Below are 18,000 nucleotides of genomic sequence, written 5' to 3' on the forward strand. Positions count from 1 at the left end.
CGAAACCAGGGTTGGCTGTGTTCACGGTTTATTAATTAATATAGTGCAGAGTTATCGCGGATGACCTGCAGCGATGTCATGGAGATGACCTGCTGCGGGTCTTTTTTTCGATATATGATACGGAGATATTCCGGTTAATCGTAATATACACGGGTATTTACGAACTGCAAGAACAGGGATATTATGGAAGTGTCTAAAGAAGAGGATAGGGATGCCAAGTATTTTTAAAGGAAGGATGTGTTAGGATGCTTCACGATTTACAGGGCGAAGAGAATATGTCAACGATTGTGGGGATGTTATATGGCGCGGTAAAAGAGAATAGTCAACGACTAAAGTCCATATCGGAAGGCATGCTGCAAGAAGAAGTAGATTACAAGGGGCCAAGCAACCATTATAATAGCACCGCTCAGTTAATCCAACATCTCCTGTACGTTGATCTGAATTGGGTTTATAGAATAAAGGGACAGCCGCTTCCAAAGTCATTAAAGGACAAATATGGGCCCATGATCGATGATATTAACAGGCTTCCGATGGTCAAAGGAATACCTCTGGAGACACTTATGTCTAATTACGAAGATGTACTAAATAGGTTGAAGGAAACATGCACGCAATTAACGGATGCTGATCTGGATAACATCGTCACATTTGGTCATGAAAATGAAAAGCAAGCAACCATCCGCTGGGGATTATGGCATATCGCAGATCATAACCGCTATCATCAAGCCCATATCAACCAGCTTAGAAAGTGGTACAGTGAAAAGTGAAATCGATTTTTCATACACTAATGGACAGGTATTGAACAACCCTGTTAGGGATAATTAACCCCGAGGAAGGACATATCCCCATGATGACACAAACAGAAATGCTACATATCGTGCAAACACAGCTCGCTATCGATTTGAACTGTACCGTTGACGAACTGAACGGAGAAAAAGACAGCGTTATTTTTGTTGACGCCAAAGAAAATCCCGGACGCAGGCCGTATCCGAGGAAAGAGCGTTATTTTGAAATTTTGTCCATGGGTAAGTCCATTGTGGTATCGGCTACGCCGGAACGACTGGAGATTGCCAAAGCGCATATGCATGGCAAAGATAGAGACGCTATTTTTTCCTCACCGTTCATTAGAGGTCTCTACCTACACTTTCTCCCTGATTTGGAGAGAATCAAGCCGGTGTCGCCACCAGCCGGTTTTTCATATGAAGTGGCCGAGAAGAATGAGATTGCGAATTTCATGGGGATTAAGGGACTGGAAAATGCTATTATATCTGATGCGAATCTGCCCATACAGACGGTGTTGGTTGTAGTTGCCAAGCAAAATGGGAAGGTCGTTGGTTTGGCAGGGGCGTGTAATGCATGTGCCAAGATGTGGCAGATTGGAATCGAGGTGCTTCCAGAGTACCGCCATTTGGGATTGGCCTCTTATCTTGTAAGCAGCTTAACTTTTGAAATATTAAATCGGGGCTGCGTACCAACATATGATGTCATCTCAAGCCATATTGCCTCACAACGAGTGGCTTACCGGGTAGGATATTATCCGGCATTCGTGACGGATTGGCGAGTTGACTTCAAGGATTATGAAACTGGGGCAAACAGATAACGAAGAATTCGATACATAGTAAATGAAGTTAGCTGTCAATCTGAAGATAAAAAGAATACTTGGTTCGGGTATGCATTAGTTAGCCCCATTGAATCAATGAGGCTTCGGTCTATGCGGAGGTTGCGTTTAATGAAAAAGGTACGCCTTCTTGTGTTTAGTGTAGCTGTATTATTAATTGGAATTGGACTAGTTTGGTATTATGTTTATCCCATTAAGATTCAAGAGGTTATGAGACATACAAACAAGATTGAGAAGATGGATTTTGTATCGATTTCAGAGGGTGAATCCAATCATTATTCTATAGCATTTCATGAGCAAGACAATACGAATGAGTTGATCGACATCCTAGATGCTGTAACGTATAGCCGAGAATTGAACCATTATAAAGGAAGTACGGACAGGGTAATTATGATGATTATCTTTTATCGGAACAGGGATGGAGAAATAAGTAACTATTCCTTCGATATCAATGAATCCGGAATCATTATTAGTCATCATAAACAATATCAGATGAATGGGGATACACGAAGGGTTTTTGACCGTCTTTCTGGATGGATCGAGAATAAAGGTACATACATTCGAGTGCAATAGAGGCTCGTTCCATCAACCAACAACCCGGAGGGATATTCCCTGCCGGGATGTTGTCCGCCCCCGGGACCTACTCCCTTACATACTCCACCGAGTAAATATGCGTCCTGGTTAAATCAATGACCTCTTTAATAAAATCCTCCCGGGATTCCCTGAAACCGTTTCGGATCCAGCTCAGAACCAGTCCGTGGAAGCCGTAGGCCGTATACTGTTTAAAATAATCCATGTTAACCGGGATGTTGTTAATCGTTTCGAATATGAATCGTTCCTTGTAGATTTTTAGAATCGTTTGAGGGAATTCGGTGTGCAGACCCGGTAAGGTATCCTCGTAGGTAATCAGTTCAAAAAAATCACGATTCTCGTAAATGTAGGCAACGATATTGAAGGAGGGTGTACCCAGATTTGCCGTATATACTTTGTGTCCAGGTATATAAAGTTTGCCCACCGATTCTTCCAGACCCCGGAGCATGGAAGCCCGTAAATCCTCGGCCAATTCGATTTTATCCTGGTAATGCACATAAAAGGTGCTGCGATTATATGCGGCCTTATCCACGATGTCCTTCACCGTTACGGCATGATATCCCTTTTCTTTTACAAGTTTGATAAAGGCCGATTTTAGATGTTCCTTTGTACGATTTTTTCGCTCCGATGTTCCGGTTTGTTCATGATTCACGAGATGCGTGCCCCCTAAAAAAAGACAGTTTTGTTGTAAGTGTTGACTAGATAGACACTTCATAACATCTTACTGATTGTTAAATGTGAACAGAATAGTACAATTAAATTGTAGACAAAATAGTACTAAATTTAAAATCTTAAATTGATTCCATTTGAAGTGAGTTAGTACTATTTTAATAAATTTTACGGGGGTATCCAAGATGGGCAAATTACAAAACAAGGTTGCTGTAATTACTGGTGGTGCATCCGGCATCGGTGCAGCGACTGCACGCCTCTTCGCTGAAGAAGGTGCCAAAGTGGTGCTGGTTGATCTGAATGAGGAAAAAGGCAAGGCGTTTGAAGCTGAATTGAAAGCGCTGCATTATGAGGCGCTGTTCGTGAAAGCGAATATTACGAGTGAAGAAGAAGTAGCGAACATCTTCAAACAAGGTATTGAAGCCTTCGGCAAAGTGGATGTTGTATTTAACAATGCAGGCATCGGGCGCGTTCATTCTTCGCATGATCTGGCGTACTCCGAGTGGCGCAACACCGTAAACGTGGACTTGGACGGCGTATTCTTGGTTGCACGCGAAGCAATCCGCGAAATGTTAAAAGCAGGAGGAGGCACAATCGTTAATACGGCATCGATGTACGGTTGGGTCGGCTCTCCAGGTTCCGCGGCTTATAATGCCGCTAAAGGCGGTGTCATCAATTTGACACGGTCCCTGGCGCTGGAGTATGCCGAGCATAATATCCGAATCAACGCGCTATGCCCCGGGTTCATCGATACACCGATCATTCCGGAGGAGAGCAAACAAGCCTTGGCTGCGGTCACGCCGATGAAGCGTCTGGGACAAGCCGTGGAAATGGCGAAGGCCGTTCTCTTTATGGCTTCGGATGACTCTTCTTTCATGACGGGAAATACCCTGACGGTTGACGGTGGATATACAGCCAAATAAGGATAGGGACCCAGACACCTAGAGAAGGATAAATCAAACCGGGAGGTCTATACAAATGAGCAAATTTGATGGAAAAGTGATTGTCATTACAGGTGCAGCAGGTGGGATCGGTGCGGCAGCAGCGAAGAAGCTGGCGGAGCAGGGTGCCAGCCTTGCGCTTGTTGACTTGAACCTGGAAGCCGTTCAACGAGTCATCTCCGATCTGGGTATTGACGATTCCAGAGCGATTGCGCTGCAAGCCAATGTGGCCAAAGAGGAAGAAGTCAAAGCTTATGTGGATGCCACGATTGAAAAGTTCGGCAAAATCGACGGTTTTTTCAATAATGCGGGGATCGAAGGCATCACTGCCAATGTAGAGGATTATCCGACCGAAACGTTTGAAATGGTCTTTAATGTCAATGTTAAGGGTGCCTTCCTTGGGCTGAAATACATCGTTCCCGTCATGAAAAAACAAGGGTACGGCAGTATCGTGAACACCTCATCCGGTGCAGGTCTGATCGGTTCGCCCGGATTTGTCGGTTATAATAGCTCCAAGCATGCCGTAATGGGCATGACGAAAGTGGTTGCCTTAGAAGCTGCTCCGTTCGGTGTGAGAGTAAATGCGGTTGCGCCTGGGGTGATCAATACCCGCATGATGCGCCAAATCGAGAAAAATACAGTTCCTGAGGATGCGGAAGGAGCAAAAGAAGCATTCGGTGCCGCTGTACCGCTGGGAAGATACGGAGAAGCGGAAGAGGTAGCGAGCGTAGCTGTCTTCTTGTTATCCGACGATGCCTCCTATGTAACGCAATCCATCTATACGGTGGATGGCGGTCAAATCAATCAGTAAAACAGATTGGATTCAGAAGGTCTTGGTCAGGTGTTGTATACCTGACTGAGGCTTTTTTGTTTAGCCTGCGTGTGGCTCAGGGGGGGCTGTGAGGTTGGCATTCACCTGAATAGTCAGGTACAGCTCTAAGCTGATTATAAGTGTGAAATTATGAAATTCCATCCAGACAGATGAATTGCAGCTTGTGGGATTTTTTGCTATACTTTTTTGAATAAAATATGATTGGGGGTTATATAGATGGCAAAATTGAATTGCTCATTAGCTAGGGAGTCCTCACGCAAAGCCTAATCTGGGGCGATACTTTGTGTGAGGTGCGATAGGATGAATTCGGTCGCCCAAACGAACTTTATCGTTTCTAATAACGGGCTTTGCACCTTATGGATTTTTCATAAAAAATAAGGGGCTGAAGACCTATGAGTACAGCATTTATTAGAAACTATCAATTCAACATCATTAAAAAACAAGCGGAATTCCTTCTGAAAACATTGCGAACCGTGGCGGATCGGAAGGTTATAGAGACCGTAAGGTATCGTTCTGCCGTAAACGTGATAGAGGCGTTCCCTTACCTTGAAGGGGATCAGCAGCAGATGCTGGAACAAATTTCGGCTCTCGAGACGGCATATGATTTCCAGAGATATCTTGAGACATTAGAACCGTATCTGGATCCATTTCCGCCGATTACGGTGAAGCAGATTGAGAAGCTATTCCCTAAAAATAAAAAATTGAAAGTGCCTGATCTTCAATCCATTGATTTTCGATATGTGACGTATCTAAGCTGGGTTGATATTGCCACGAATAGACTATTCATTGTGTATCCGTTCGAAGGACGGTTTATCGGTATTGAGGGAAGAATCACGCCGACAAACAAGAAAGGGTACTGCCTGTTCTGCAATCGTCATCAGGAGCTTGCTTTCTTCTCGGTCAAGACCAAGCCTGCGAACGCATCACCGGATAATTACGCTGCGATTGGTCATTACGTATGTATGGATAACCATGGATGTAATCAGGTGATTACGGATACAGGATCACTGGAGAAGTTCATTCTCTCCGTACGTAAATAACGCTATAACCCCAAATACGGCTGCCCTGAAGGCAGCCTGTTTTATTTTATAAACAAAGGATGATTTCGGTAGCTGAGCGTGGCAGACTATAACTACGCATAACAACATGCTTTGGCATGCTGCGAGGGATGAAGTCATAAAAATTCTTCATATAAACGAGTTCACCATCAGTTCACTTCATGTAACAATATCTTGACAACTCAAAGCAGCATGTTATCATATTACCGACAGGCAGTCGGTCTATGCAAAAGGAGGTGTAGCCATGAGGGTCGTAAAAAAAGCGGAGGATCGCAAGAACGAAATCCTTGACGCGGTGGATGAGCTTTTTGGACAGAAGGGCTTTGACGGAACAAGTACCAACGATATTCTTGAAAAGGTCGGCATTGCCCGCGGAACCTTGTATCATCACTTCAAGTCGAAGGAGGATATTATGGATGCATTGATCGATCGGTATGCGATCCGATTGATAGATGGGGCACAGGAAGTTGCCGCAGACAAGAGCATACCAATCGTCGAGCGCATCATCCGCGTTGTAATGGCACTGAACCTAAGCGGGGGAAGCAGCGAGCAAATTATGGAGCATATTCATAAACCCCAGAACGCACTGATGCATCAAAAAATACAAAAGGTTATCGTCAACGGCGTTCCCCCGATCCTGACAGAGATCATCCGCGAAGGCATCCAGCAGGGCCTGTTCAGCACACCCTTTCCGTACGAATGCATGGAGATGGTTGTGATTTATGCGAGTACCGTTTTTGATGATGATCTGGTCGTTATGACAGAGAAGGAGCGCAGCTCGCGAATTGTGGCCTTTGTTTGCAACGTGGAGAGGCTGCTCGGAGCAGAAAGCGGAAGCCTTATGGACGTTATGGGGATGTTTGGAGAGGGAGATGAAAGCAGCCGTGATTAAACCAGGGAAGTCTTTCAAGAAATTTCTCCTCTTATGGTCGGGACAGCTGGTTTCAACAATAGGAAACGGTCTGACGTCGTTCGGGCTTGGGATCTATGTTTTTCAGCAGACGGGGAAGGCATCGGCTATGGCGCTGGTAACCTTGCTTGCGTTTATGCCGTCGCTCTTCTTGAGCGCTTTTGCCGGAGTGCTCGCGGACCGGTATGACCGCAGGCTTTTAATGATATTAGGGGATAGCCTTTCCGCGATAGGGCTTGTATTCATCCTCGTCTGTTTGCTTCGCGGAGAAGCGCAGCTATGGCAGATATGCGTCGGGGTTGCCATTAGCTCCGTGTTTTCATCACTGCTTGATCCTGCATATAAAGCTACGGTTACGGATTTGCTTACCGAGGAGCAGTACACACAGGCAAGCGGTCTTGTCCAGCTGGCGGGCTCAGCCAAATTTCTGATTTCTCCGATCCTTGCGGGTTTTTTGCTCACGATTGCAGACATAAAGCTGCTGCTTGTTATCGACATTTGCACTTTTTTTGTTACCGTGGGTACTACGCTCGCTGTCCGCAGCGGCATTGCTTCCAAGACCGGTCACCAGGTTACATCGTTTATTCGCGAATTTATAGACGGGTGGAATGCGGTTTCCAGAAACAAGGGTGTGTTTGTTCTGGTGATCATGACATCGGTGCTGACATTTTACCTTGGGGTGATGGAGACGCTCACGATACCGATGCTGCTTACCTTTACGAACAGCTCGATGATCGGAACGATTGAAACTATTGTGGCTTCAGGAATGCTCGTGTCCAGTATGATGTTAGGATTTCTTCCGATAAAAAAAGATTATGTGAAAATCCTTTCGATTTCGCTGTTTTGCGTAGGCGCGTGTATGGCAGCTTTCGGAGCTCGTGAAAATATCGTCTGGATATGTATTTCGGGATTCCTGTTTTTTGCCATGCTTCCGTTTGCCAACATGAGTCTGGATTTTTTGGTTCGCACCAACATGGATAATGCGGTTCAAGGCAGAGCGTGGGCGTTTATCGGAATCCTGTCCCAGCTTGGATTTGTTGCCGCTTATGCGCTATCGGGTGTTATGGCAGATTATGTGTTCACTCCATTATTGGTTGAAGGCGGAGCGCTTGCTGGGAGTGTGGGGAAAGTCATCGGCATCGGCCTTGGCAGAGGAATGGGATTTCTCATCATCATCGCCGGGGTGCTGTTATGCGTAACTTCGGCCGTTCTGTATAAGCTGCGATCGGTCAGAATGCTAGAAGACAGAGGTGGCTTATGTATTCCAGAATAATTCGCAATGATATATCCAAAAGCAAATTAATCACGTTGACAACCATGATATTTGTTGCAGCAGCAGCGATGCTCGTTTCGCTGGCCGTGATACTCGTTGTCAATCTTTCCGGTGCGATAGATACACTTATGAAACGGGCGGAAACGCCGCATTTTATGCAGATGCATTCGGGTGAGATCAATACGGATCGACTTACAGCTTTTGCGGAGCAGCATGGGAATGTTGATGAATTTCAGGTGCTTGAATTTGTCAACATGGACGGCGCACGCATCATATTAGGCGACAATTCGCTTACCCATAATGTTCAGGATAACGGGTTCAGCATGCAGAGCGACAAGTTCGATTATCTTCTTGATCTTGACGGAAACGTCATCCATGTATCCGACGGCGAGTTATATGTTCCCATCCATTATATGAGGGACAACACCACGAAGGTCGGTGAGAAGGCACGAATAAGTGGAAAGGAATTTACTGTTGCGGGATTTCTCCGCGATTCGCAGATGAATTCCACACTCTCCTCCTCCAAGAGATTTCTTGTAAGCAGCCATGATTACGCGGTAATTCAAAACCTCGGGACCACAGAGTATCTGATTGAGTTCAGATTAAAGGATTTATCGGCGCTTGGCGCATTCGAAACCGATTATGCCTCCGCAGGTCTTGAAGCGAACGGACCCGTGATTACATATCCCCTATTCAAAACAATCAACGCCATTTCCGACGGGATGATGATTGGGGTGATCCTTCTGGTGAGCGTGCTGGTCGTTGCTATCGCTTTGATGTGCATACGCTTTACGCTGCTTGCCAAAATCGAAGACGATTACCGCCAAATTGGCGTTATGAAGGCAATGGGGATGCGTATCTCCGACATGAAGAGGATGTATCTTGCCAAATACGCTGTGATTGCGGCTGCGGGCAGTATTCTCGGGTTCGCACTTTCATTGGTGTTCAAAGGCATGCTTCTTGAGAATATCCGGCTTTACATGGGGGAAAGCGAACATTCTTCTTCAGCATTGTTGTACGGAATCATCGGCATACTGCTGGTATTCCTTGCAATGATGGCTTATGTAAATGGAGTGCTGAGGCGCTTTCGAAAAATATCAGCCGCGGAAGCCATACGTTTTGGCAATTCACAGGGGCATACGGCAGGTGCTAAGCATCTGAGATTAAGCAGGAACAGGCTGCTTAACACGAATGTTGTTCTCGGTATCCAGGACGTTCTCGCAAGGAAAAGACTTTACGCCACCATGCTAACGGTGCTGGTCATTTCGGCATTTATCATGATTGTTCCCCATAACCTGTACAGCACGATTTCATCGAAAGGCTTCATTCAATATATGGGTATCGGAAACTACGATATGCGTATGGACATTCAGCAGACTGACAATATATCCGAAAAAGCCGCAGAAGTACTAGAAAAGATGACAAGCGACAGTGCCATTTCACAATATGCCGTGCTTGCAACAAAATCGTTCAAAGTGAAGACATTGGAAGGCACGGAAGAAAATATAAAAATTGAGCTCGGCGACCATTCGATATTCCCCATTGCGTATTCCCAAGGCAAAGCACCCGCCGCAGAAGATGAAATTGCGCTTTCTTCTCTGAACGCCGATGAACTGGGCATAGGGGTCGGAGAAACCATGACTGTAGTTGTTAAAGGGAAGGAGAAAATTCTCACGGTTAGCGGCATCTATTCCGACATCACCAATGGAGGCAAAACCGCAAAGGCTGTTTTCCCTGACCAATCGGCGGATACGATGTGGTACGTGATCTGTGCGGAGCTTTCCGATCCATCTCTCATCAATAGCATGGTTTCGGAATATGCGAGCAAATTTAATTATGCAAAGGTTTCGGACATTGACAAATATATTGCACAGACATTCGGCTCGACGATAAGCGCCGTCCATAAGGCCTCCTATGCCGCCATTCTTGTCGCGATAATGATAACGGTACTGGTTACTCTGTTGTTTATGAAAATGCTTGTTGCAAAGGACAGATACTCCATCGGCGTTATGAAGGTGTTAGGCTTTACAAGCTCAGATATTAGGGCGCAGTATGTCACGCGTTCGGTATTCGTTCTGCTACTCGGAATGGTGCTTGGTATACTTCTGGCGAACACCCTCGGAGAGATGCTGGCGGGTGTGGTTATCTCCATGTTTGGAGCGTCGACGTTTCATTTTGCGGTCAATCCGCTTTCGGCGTATCTGCTTAGCCCGCTGATGATGATCGGCTCGGTACTTATTGCAACCATAATCGGCACATCGGGCATGGGTCACATTAAAATTTCTGAAAACATAAAGGGGTAGGCATATGAAAAAGGTGATGATCGGTGAACATATCGTAAAATCTTTTGGCGAGGGTGATGAGAAGCACCATGTTCTGGACGGAGTGTCCGCCTATATCAATGAGGGCGAATTCGTTGCGGTTATGGGCCCTTCCGGCTCGGGAAAATCAACGCTGTTGTTTGCGCTGAGCGGAACGGATGTCGTTGATGACGGTAAGGTAGTATTTGACGGCAGGGATTTAACGACGGCTTCGGAGAATGAGCTGGCTGATATACGCAGAACCCAGATGGGGTTTGTGTTTCAACAGCCGACGATGCTGAACAACCTGAATATCCTCGACAACATCATTCTCCCGTCTCTGCGGGACAACCGAAAAAACGTTGCAAACATAACGGCAAAAGCAAGAACGCTAATGAAAAGGGTAGGTATCGCGGAGCTTGAAAAGCGCGACATTACCCAGGTATCGGGAGGCCAGCTCCAGCGTGCCGGAATATGCCGCGCGCTGATGAACAATCCGAGAATCATCTTCGGCGATGAGCCTACGGGCGCGCTCAACTCAACGTCCGCGCAGGAAATGATGGACTTGTTTTCCGAGATCAACGCGGAAGGTACGGCGGTTATGCTTGTCACTCATGACGCCAACGTGGCTGCCCGAACGGAGCGAATTATGTTTATGCGCGACGGCAGCATTGTCAGTGAGCTCCAACTTCCCAAGTATGACGGAACGGATATGGAGGGCAGGATTGAACACGTTACAGTGAAAATGCGTGAAATCGGGATATGACACGATCTCATCGATAGGGTCAATATGAACTTTTGAATGCATTCAAGGCGCAGCCCTAGCGTCCTTTATTCAACGGATGTATAATCATGGAAAATGCTCGAAAAGGGAGTGTTTTCCATGGAGCTTCAAGAAATTAATCGAGAATTAAAAGAGACAAGGAACGAGTTACTTGGCATCCTCAAGGGCTTGGATGGAGATCAACTAAACAGACGGCACGACTCCAACAGCTGGAGCATCAGTCAGATATGTCAACACTTATGTAAAACAGAAGAATTATATGTTGCAGCAATAAAAAGAGGACTAAAGAGCACGGATGATTCAATCTTAGAGAATAAACCTTTGGAATTTCTGCTGGACAGAAGTAAAAAGCTAGTGGCTCCCGACATTGCCAGACCAACGGATGAGATTATGGAGCATAAGGAAATGGTGGAGAAGCTCCATCAGTCAAGAGCAAAGTTAACGGAACTTCTAAATTTATTAGAAGATCCGTCCATCCTAAGCAGAAGACATTTTGTCCATCCCGTCTTTAAAGAGATGTTATTGATTGAATGGGTTAGGTCGCTGTACCTGCATGAACAAAGGCATCTTCAACAAATAAATGAAATTATCGAAGGATTTAAGTGATGCTTTGAAAATTCCCACAAGGGTTGGAACATCTATTGAATTCATACATGACAGCCCTTGTTCAAGTTTGGTTTTTTTATTTAATTGATCCTGCTAATTCTATGATTTCTTGTTCGCTCATAACATCATCTTCTGTATAATCAGTCACCGTGACTACTATTTTCCAATCTCCTTTTTCAAAATAAAGGTGTGGAACATGGATGAACTCTGGACTAGTAATCAATGTAGCCGTGACGTCTTGAATTGAAATTTCCTTCACTAGCGCTGTACCAGTAGTTTGTGCGTAAAACTCAGGCTGTCTATTGTTTTTATAATTAGCTATGACTTCATAGTAGCGGTCATTCGTACGTATGGTATAGTCATACCCAAGAGGTGAATCATCCTCTTTTCTAGTTCTAATTTCTCTTTGCCCAGACATCCCATCTAATGGATCAGGCCATGGAATAGAGATTCCAAGCGACTTCTCTGCCTCCTCCTTGTTTAAAACTAGAGATCGGGCATCACCTGCAGTATTCGCCCATGAATAACCGATTTCAGCATTTTTCACGTTTTTAATAAATTTAACCTCTATAAACTGCTCAATGAACGCCCGAACTGGGGATTGAGATAGGGTAAGAAAGCATAGTGAGCCAAGAATAGATAAAACAATGATTCGTTTTCGATAAATACGACGATTTGGATGACCGCCTGATTTTCTGTTTGAATATTTTTCCCATATATTCTCGAATACAACAGATGCGTGTTTAGAGTCAATATGGGTATGTAATGCATCCTTAATATCCGACCGGTTAATTTGTTTCATGGTAAGCTCTCCTTTTGCGAAATTCAAAAGCTTCATTTTCCAGCATCTGTTTACGAAGCGTAGTTAAAGCTGCATTGAGTCTTGATTTGCAAGTACCTAATGGTATACCTAAGGCTTCAGAAACTTCACTCAGCTTCAACTCAGCATAATAATGAAGTACGATGATTTCTTTGCTTTTCAATGATAGCTGGTTAATTTCTTTCCAAAGTTGCAGAGATTCTTCATTTTGTATGATCTTGTTTTCAATTAAATCCTCATCAGCCGTTTCTGGTGTGAACCCGATGAATTTCAACCATTTTTGCTTGCGAAGCATGTTACGCATCGTATTTATCGTTATTTTATAAATCCAAGGCTGTATCGACTTAGTGGAATCGTATGTATTAAATTTTCTGAACACTCGGATAAAAGTCTCTTGCGTAATGTCATCAGCAAGTGCCTCCGATCTTGTTATCAGCAATGCGGTTTGATAAACATACATAGAATATTCGGTAAATAACTGTTTGGCTTCATCCTGTGTTATTTCAGGTAACATCAAATCACCCCCTTTTTGTTTGTTTTTCACCTTATATACACACTCAGACAAGATTTGGTTCGGTAGATTTTGATTTTTATTGAATCCTATCAACATGTACTCTTGGGTTCATAGGGATCGGTCGCATATTTCGATGGTCAATTTCGTTAACGTTGAGGAGATGTATCAACCATTGTTCATCAAAAAAAGGCTAACCGCACGCGGTTAAGCCTTTTTGGTTTGCATACAGCTCGATTCCCGGCTATGTGCCATGAAACCTTGAATACGAAGTAGTTGTTAAATCGCAGCTCTTACTCCTTCACAGAGCCAATCAGCAGGCCTTTAATAAAATACCGCTGCAGGAACGGATAGAACAGCACCACCGGGCCAATCGTCAGAATGGCGGTGGCCATCTTCACCGATTCCTGAGGGAGCGTCTGGCTGCCGAGGATGGCTCCGCTGCTCTGCATCTGCTGGATCATGCTGATCTCGGAGTTCAGCTTAAACAGCAGGTATTGCAGGGGATACAGCTTCTCGTTGTCCACGAGCATGATGGCGTTAAACCAGTTGTTCCAGTAGGCGATGCCGTAGAACAGCGTGATGGTGGCAAGGACGGGCATGCACAGCGGGAAGAAGATCCGAAACGCGATATAGAAATCGCTGGCTCCATCGATTTTGGCTGCCTCCGTGAGGGACGGCGGAATCTGGGACATGTAGTTGCGCACGAGGAACAGATTGAACGGGTTGAATACCAAGGACGGAATGATCAGGGCCCAGATCGTGTTGTTCATACCGAGATTGAGGTTGATCAGATACCAGGGCACCAAACCCGTATTAAACACCATTGTAATGAAAAAGAACAGTCCAAGTCCGTTGCGGTAACGGATATGCTTGGCGGCCAGCGTATATCCGGCCATGGACGTAATCGTGACGGCAAGGATTGTGCCAATCACCGTCACGAAGATCGAGATCATGTAACTCTGGTACAGCGGCGTGCTGCCGAACAGGAGCAGCTTGTACGCATCCAGTGACAGCTCACTCGGAAACAGCTGGTACCCGAATTGTTTAATGCTGGCTTCATCCGTGAAGGAGACCATAAGCACGAGCAGCATGGGCAGGATGCAGAGGATGGAGATGATACCGATCAGTGCGGCGTTTACGGCGTCGAAAAATTTAGGTCTGGACGTCATCTAAGTTTTGCTCCTTTCCGAATGGTTCCGGCACATCTAGAACAAAGCATGATCCGGATTTACCTTCTTCACGATTTTGTTGCTGCCCCATACGAGAATAAAGCCGACCACGGATTGATACAGTCCGACGGCCATCGCTTGAGCCGGATTTCCGATGGTGCGGAGAGAACGGAACACATACGTGTCAATGACGTCGACGGTGGGATACAGCAGCCCGTTGTCCTTCACGATGGCATAGATCATGTCGAAGCTGCCGTACATGATTTTGCCCAATGCCAACAGGGTCAGGATGGTTATGGTCGGTAGCATGAGCGGTATGGTGATATGACGGATAAGCTGCCAGCGGCTCGCCCCGTCGATCCGGCCAGCCTCGTAATAACTGTCGTCAATTCCCGTAATGGCTGCCAGATAGATGACGAGGTTCATTCCGATGTCCTTCCACACCGCCGCGGTCGTAAGAATCCACGTCCAGTATTGCGGAGAGGCGTACCAGTTGACGGGATCGACATGGAAGAACGCCAAGATGCGGTTCAGGATGCCGTAGTCGGTAGACAGCAAGCTGTAGACAATGTAGCTGACGATGACCCAGGACAAAAAATGCGGAAACAATATCGTGGATTGGGTCACCCTTGAGAACCAGCGGCTGCGGAGCTCATTGAACAGAATGGCCAGTGCCATGGCTGCTAGCGTGCCAACCATGATGAATAAAAAATTGAGCTTCAGGGTGTTGAACGTAACCTCAAGCGCCCTGGGAGACGAGAAGAAAAACTTGAAATTGTCAAAGCCGACCCAGGCGGAATTAAAGAGACCTGTCTTGAAGTTGAATTTTTGGAACGCAATGAGCATGTACGGAAGCGTGAAATAACCGAAGACCAGTGTATAGATGGCAGCCGGTACGACGAGCAGGTAGGCGGATCCATTCGAGCGGATTTCGCGCAGGAAGCCGGAGCGGTTTTTTTTCACAGGTAGCACGTCCTTTCGTTTGTGATGGGGGCTGCAAGCTTCAGCGGTTCTGATTCGAGTGTAAAGAGAGTTGCCGTGTGCAGTAAACTATGAAAATGGAGTTTGGGCGGATTGAAGGGAGATAAGGCTGCTTTAAAAAACGGCAAAAACTTCAAATTTGAGTGTTCAGCACAGCGTTGTCCGGATTGAATAATCCCGAAAACCCCTTATACTGTAAGGGTTCTGGGTAATGATGCTCCTAAAGAATAGCCTGGGGATCAAAATAAAGAATGCGTTTTCATATTGATGAATGTCCTAAGCAAATGTAAGATGAGAGTAAACCAATAATCCGGTCCAAGTATTCGAATTGCTAGAAAACATGATTAAATTAACATATAGACTACATATAATGTTAGTAATGTTCATGGATGATGGGAAATTTTGTAACTCCGAGAATTTCATTTTAACTTATAACAACCAGATGGCAAGGAGGGAGAAAATGATCCGGCAGCGATTATTCCGTTATGCAGTCTACCGAAATATGTTTCTCAGCTTTATTTTGCTTACGGCAGCCATGATTGCCCTCGTAACCGTTGTCCTGTTCATGATGTTCTCCTGGAGCACCGCGAAGGAGGTAGGAAAAATATCCGAGTCGATGCTGAAGCAGAACAGCGCCGTATCGAGCGTAATCCGTGATCAGGTTTATAACGTAGGCAATCTTCTGCTCAGCGACAAGGAGATCGTGGGCGTCCTGTTGGACAAAGAGACCGATCCGGTGAAGCAGTATGGGGTGTTTGGCACCCTTAACCGAATTCAGTCCACGTATCCGTTCATCCATTCAATCGGAATTTATAATGGCTCGAATAACACATATCTGAATACAAAAGGGATTACCAAGGATCAGGAGAAGGCATTGCTGGAGGAGATCAACCGCAAGAACACATCCTATTTCCACCTGTTCCCGCGCAGAATCTCTTCCGCTACTTCGGCGAACCGGAGCGAAGATGTCCTTACCTTCGTCCTCCTGCCGAGCTATTATTCGCCGCTAAGCTCCAAAGGCGCAATCGTGATCAACATGAGTACCGACACCATTCAGGATCTTATCGGGGGTTATCGCAACGAAGCGGTGGATTCACTGCACGTCATCGATGACAAGGGGACCATCATTACCCATTCGGATCGATCCCGGTTCATGGAGGATATTTCGCAGGAATCCTACGTCCAGTCGATTCTGGCATCGGACAAGGAGAGCGGTTATTTCACCCGCTCCATTGACGGACGCAAGAGTCTCGTCACCTACGTCAAGTCCAAGGATATGAACTGGACGTTTATCAGCGTAAGCCAGTATCAAAATCTGCTGTTCAACATGCAGGCCCTGCGGACGTCAGCGCTGGTTCTTGCTCTGGCATGCTTCGCCGTCAGCATGTTCCTCTCGATTTGGCTTACGCATCATGCTTACAACCCGATCCGCCACCTGCTGGAGAAGATGAGCGCCATTCCAAAAGTGAAGGATCGGCGGCAGATCAACGAATTCGCCATATTGGACATGACTTACGCCGAGATGACCGAGAAAATGCGATCGATGGAGTCCGAGGCTTCGGTCGCGCGTCAGGCCCATGTGCTGCAGCTGCTCAAGGGCGGCGACGAGACGGCATTCCGCCGTCTGGCCGGAGAAGGCAAGGGGCCTTACTTTCTGGCAGTAGCTCTTCTACTCGATAGCGAGGACGGATCGCCCGGCGGTGAGGACGAGGAGCTGCAATCGTATGCATGCGCAGCTGTAGCCCGGGCAGCCCAGCACATGCTGGAGCCGGAGGGAGCCAGCGTGGCGGCCGTGGGGGATGGGACGGTAGCGATCCTTCTCCCTATGAAGCAGAGCCGTCCCCCGCTTCATGTATTAGGCATGTTGGAGGAGCTCCAGGGTGAGATTCTCCGCACGCTCCGCGTGTCCGTTACCGTCGGTATCGGAACCGCTGCGCAGACGTACGAGGAGCTGCGTGAATCGTTCGATTGTGCGCAGTCCTGCTTCCGGCAGCGCTTCTTCGAAGGCAAGGGCAGGCTGTTCCAGGCCGATCCGGTCATTATCGCCGTGACCGAGCCTTCCGAAGCGCAGTATCCGGACAAGCGTGAGAAGCGTATCATCGATGCCATCAAACTGCAGCAGAGCGATAAACTGGAGAAGGAAATCGATCAGTGGATCAAGGAGATTCGCGATTACAACTACCATGAAGTTATGTTTTTCATCAATCAATTCATTGGGGGCCTGTACAAGCAGCTCAATGTACACACGGTGAAAAATAGGGAAAGCGCAGACCTCTTCCTCGGTTTCACGCGTCGGATTACGCGTTTCCAGACGCTTCAGGAAACCGCGGATGCCTTGAAGGAACTCGCTCTGCAGCTCTGCAGCCTCTCCGAGGAATCGGGTGCGGTTCGGCATGCGGAGGTGGTGGATTTTATCCAGATGTACGTACGCAAGCATTACGCGAGGCCGGATATGTCGCTCGAGCAGGTTGCGGGCGAGGTGAAGCTGTCCCGGAGCTATGTCGGCAAGCTGTTTAAGGCGCATTGCGAGCTGTCGTTTAATGATTACCTGAATGCCGTCCGACTGGAGAAGGCGAGGGAGCTGCTCGCCAGCACCGAGGATTCGGTTCAATCGATCAGCGAACAGGTAGGCATTCTGAATACAACCTATTTCTATACGCTGTTTAAGAAGCACTATCAGATCTCGCCGGCACAGTTCCGAAGCCAGCATGCAATCGAGACGAAAAAGGCGCAGTGAGGGGCAGCTAAGATGCGGGTTCAACAATTCGGATTTTGTTCGACGCCGAGATTACTTCCTGACTGATTCGTAATCAAAGAAGGCTTCCTGACAGCCGTTTAAAGCGTTTTAAAATGGCGAAAACCATGATTTTGAAGTATACGCCATCCCTGATGTCTCCTTAAGATAGGAATCGTACAGCATGATAGGAATTACAGCAT

17 protein-coding genes are annotated in these 18,000 nt (G+C 46.5%); 12 read left to right on the forward strand and 5 right to left on the reverse strand.

Annotated features, from left to right (window positions below; translation table 11 throughout):
• The first annotated feature begins 245 nt into the window (after positions 1-245).
• From B9D94_RS08345 to B9D94_RS08355, 3 genes are all read left to right on the forward strand, one after another.
• Positions 246-764 (forward strand): DinB family protein, encoded by a 519-nt coding sequence (locus B9D94_RS08345; protein ID WP_148246802.1) that lies wholly within the window; start codon positions 246-248, stop codon positions 762-764.
• 80 nt (positions 765-844) lie between these two features.
• Positions 845-1,597 carry a GNAT family N-acetyltransferase gene (locus B9D94_RS08350; RefSeq protein WP_148246803.1) on the forward strand — a complete coding sequence of 251 codons (753 nt, stop codon included), beginning with the start codon at positions 845-847 and terminating at the stop codon, positions 1,595-1,597.
• A gap of 129 nt (positions 1,598-1,726) precedes the next feature.
• Entirely contained in the window at positions 1,727-2,188 is a 462-nt protein-coding gene (locus tag B9D94_RS08355; RefSeq protein WP_006211625.1) for a hypothetical protein, read from the forward strand.
• A 67-nt stretch (positions 2,189-2,255) separates the two neighbouring features.
• Here B9D94_RS08355 and B9D94_RS08360 read toward each other — a convergent pair whose 3' ends face one another.
• Positions 2,256-2,858, reverse strand: a complete 603-nt coding sequence (locus B9D94_RS08360) for a TetR/AcrR family transcriptional regulator (protein WP_063480181.1) — start codon at positions 2,856-2,858, stop codon at positions 2,256-2,258.
• A gap of 202 nt (positions 2,859-3,060) precedes the next feature.
• Here B9D94_RS08360 and B9D94_RS08365 point away from each other — a divergent pair, with 202 nt between their 5' ends.
• The 8 genes from B9D94_RS08365 (at position 3,061) to B9D94_RS08400 (ending at position 11,579) form a co-directional block, all read left to right on the forward strand.
• Positions 3,061-3,798, forward strand: coding sequence for an SDR family NAD(P)-dependent oxidoreductase (locus B9D94_RS08365; protein WP_006211624.1), 738 nt, complete (start codon positions 3,061-3,063; stop codon positions 3,796-3,798).
• Between the two features lie 55 nt (positions 3,799-3,853).
• Positions 3,854-4,627 carry an SDR family NAD(P)-dependent oxidoreductase gene (locus B9D94_RS08370; RefSeq protein ID WP_036641677.1) on the forward strand — a complete coding sequence of 258 codons (774 nt, stop codon included), beginning with the start codon at positions 3,854-3,856 and terminating at the stop codon, positions 4,625-4,627.
• 413 nt (positions 4,628-5,040) lie between these two features.
• Positions 5,041-5,688, forward strand: a complete 648-nt coding sequence (locus B9D94_RS08375; protein WP_036641680.1) for a FusB/FusC family EF-G-binding protein — start codon at positions 5,041-5,043, stop codon at positions 5,686-5,688.
• A 262-nt stretch (positions 5,689-5,950) separates the two neighbouring features.
• On the forward strand, positions 5,951-6,598 hold the full coding sequence (locus tag B9D94_RS08380; protein WP_148246804.1) for a TetR/AcrR family transcriptional regulator: 648 nt from the start codon (positions 5,951-5,953) through the stop codon (positions 6,596-6,598).
• Complete coding sequence (locus B9D94_RS08385) at positions 6,591-7,889, forward strand: MFS transporter (RefSeq protein WP_148246805.1); 1,299 nt, start codon at positions 6,591-6,593, stop codon at positions 7,887-7,889. The genes B9D94_RS08380 and B9D94_RS08385 overlap by 8 nt, the downstream gene beginning before the upstream one ends.
• Entirely contained in the window at positions 7,874-10,192 is a 2,319-nt protein-coding gene (locus B9D94_RS08390) for an ABC transporter permease (RefSeq protein ID WP_148246806.1), read from the forward strand. Before B9D94_RS08385 ends, B9D94_RS08390 begins: the two co-directional genes overlap by 16 nt.
• A 4-nt stretch (positions 10,193-10,196) precedes the next feature.
• On the forward strand, positions 10,197-10,955 hold the full coding sequence (locus B9D94_RS08395) for an ABC transporter ATP-binding protein (protein ID WP_063480176.1): 759 nt from the start codon (positions 10,197-10,199) through the stop codon (positions 10,953-10,955).
• Positions 10,956-11,072: 117 nt separating this feature from the next.
• Positions 11,073-11,579 (forward strand): DinB family protein, encoded by a 507-nt coding sequence (locus B9D94_RS08400; protein WP_006211617.1) that lies wholly within the window; start codon positions 11,073-11,075, stop codon positions 11,577-11,579.
• Between the two features lie 76 nt (positions 11,580-11,655).
• On the opposite strand, the gene B9D94_RS08405 is transcribed toward B9D94_RS08400, so the two are convergent.
• The 4 genes from B9D94_RS08405 to B9D94_RS08420 all read right to left on the reverse strand — a co-directional run bounded on the left by B9D94_RS08405 (position 11,656) and on the right by B9D94_RS08420 (position 15,045).
• The gene (locus tag B9D94_RS08405) at positions 11,656-12,381 is read right to left on the reverse strand and encodes a hypothetical protein (RefSeq protein ID WP_148246807.1); all 726 of its coding nucleotides are present in this window, start codon (positions 12,379-12,381) and stop codon (positions 11,656-11,658) included.
• Positions 12,368-12,913 (reverse strand): RNA polymerase sigma factor, encoded by a 546-nt coding sequence (locus tag B9D94_RS08410; protein WP_040680846.1) that lies wholly within the window; start codon positions 12,911-12,913, stop codon positions 12,368-12,370. The genes B9D94_RS08405 and B9D94_RS08410 overlap by 14 nt, the downstream gene beginning before the upstream one ends.
• A 290-nt stretch (positions 12,914-13,203) precedes the next feature.
• Positions 13,204-14,082 (reverse strand): carbohydrate ABC transporter permease, encoded by an 879-nt coding sequence (locus tag B9D94_RS08415; protein ID WP_006211614.1) that lies wholly within the window; start codon positions 14,080-14,082, stop codon positions 13,204-13,206.
• 36 nt (positions 14,083-14,118) lie between these two features.
• The gene (locus tag B9D94_RS08420; protein ID WP_006211613.1) at positions 14,119-15,045 is read right to left on the reverse strand and encodes an ABC transporter permease; all 927 of its coding nucleotides are present in this window, start codon (positions 15,043-15,045) and stop codon (positions 14,119-14,121) included.
• 478 nt (positions 15,046-15,523) lie between these two features.
• Between B9D94_RS08420 and B9D94_RS08425 the strand changes: the two genes are divergently transcribed.
• Positions 15,524-17,800 (forward strand): helix-turn-helix domain-containing protein, encoded by a 2,277-nt coding sequence (locus B9D94_RS08425; RefSeq protein WP_148246808.1) that lies wholly within the window; start codon positions 15,524-15,526, stop codon positions 17,798-17,800.
• Positions 17,801-18,000 lie beyond the last annotated feature (200 nt).

Origin of the sequence: Paenibacillus sp. Cedars, from assembly GCF_003184205.1 — a bacterium.
Classification (GTDB): Bacteria; Bacillota; Bacilli; order Paenibacillales; family Paenibacillaceae; genus Paenibacillus_AQ; species Paenibacillus_AQ glucanolyticus.

What these genes read in the sequence shown, in the direction of transcription:
- B9D94_RS08345 (WP_148246802.1), top strand. Translation starts at nt 246, where the DNA reads ATGCTTCACGATTTACAGGGCGAAGAGAATATGTCAACGATTGTGGGG.
- B9D94_RS08350 (WP_148246803.1), top strand. Translation starts at nt 845, where the DNA reads ATGATGACACAAACAGAAATGCTACATATCGTGCAAACACAGCTCGCT.
- B9D94_RS08355 (WP_006211625.1), top strand. Translation starts at nt 1,727, where the DNA reads ATGAAAAAGGTACGCCTTCTTGTGTTTAGTGTAGCTGTATTATTAATT.
- B9D94_RS08365 (WP_006211624.1), top strand. Translation starts at nt 3,061, where the DNA reads ATGGGCAAATTACAAAACAAGGTTGCTGTAATTACTGGTGGTGCATCC.
- B9D94_RS08370 (WP_036641677.1), top strand. Translation starts at nt 3,854, where the DNA reads ATGAGCAAATTTGATGGAAAAGTGATTGTCATTACAGGTGCAGCAGGT.
- B9D94_RS08375 (WP_036641680.1), top strand. Translation starts at nt 5,041, where the DNA reads ATGAGTACAGCATTTATTAGAAACTATCAATTCAACATCATTAAAAAA.
- B9D94_RS08380 (WP_148246804.1), top strand. Translation starts at nt 5,951, where the DNA reads ATGAGGGTCGTAAAAAAAGCGGAGGATCGCAAGAACGAAATCCTTGAC.
- B9D94_RS08390 (WP_148246806.1), top strand. Translation starts at nt 7,874, where the DNA reads ATGTATTCCAGAATAATTCGCAATGATATATCCAAAAGCAAATTAATC.
- B9D94_RS08395 (WP_063480176.1), top strand. Translation starts at nt 10,197, where the DNA reads ATGAAAAAGGTGATGATCGGTGAACATATCGTAAAATCTTTTGGCGAG.
- B9D94_RS08400 (WP_006211617.1), top strand. Translation starts at nt 11,073, where the DNA reads ATGGAGCTTCAAGAAATTAATCGAGAATTAAAAGAGACAAGGAACGAG.
- B9D94_RS08405 (WP_148246807.1), bottom strand. Translation starts at nt 12,381, where the DNA reads ATGAAACAAATTAACCGGTCGGATATTAAGGATGCATTACATACCCAT.
- B9D94_RS08410 (WP_040680846.1), bottom strand. Translation starts at nt 12,913, where the DNA reads ATGTTACCTGAAATAACACAGGATGAAGCCAAACAGTTATTTACCGAA.
- B9D94_RS08415 (WP_006211614.1), bottom strand. Translation starts at nt 14,082, where the DNA reads ATGACGTCCAGACCTAAATTTTTCGACGCCGTAAACGCCGCACTGATC.
- B9D94_RS08425 (WP_148246808.1), top strand. Translation starts at nt 15,524, where the DNA reads ATGATCCGGCAGCGATTATTCCGTTATGCAGTCTACCGAAATATGTTT.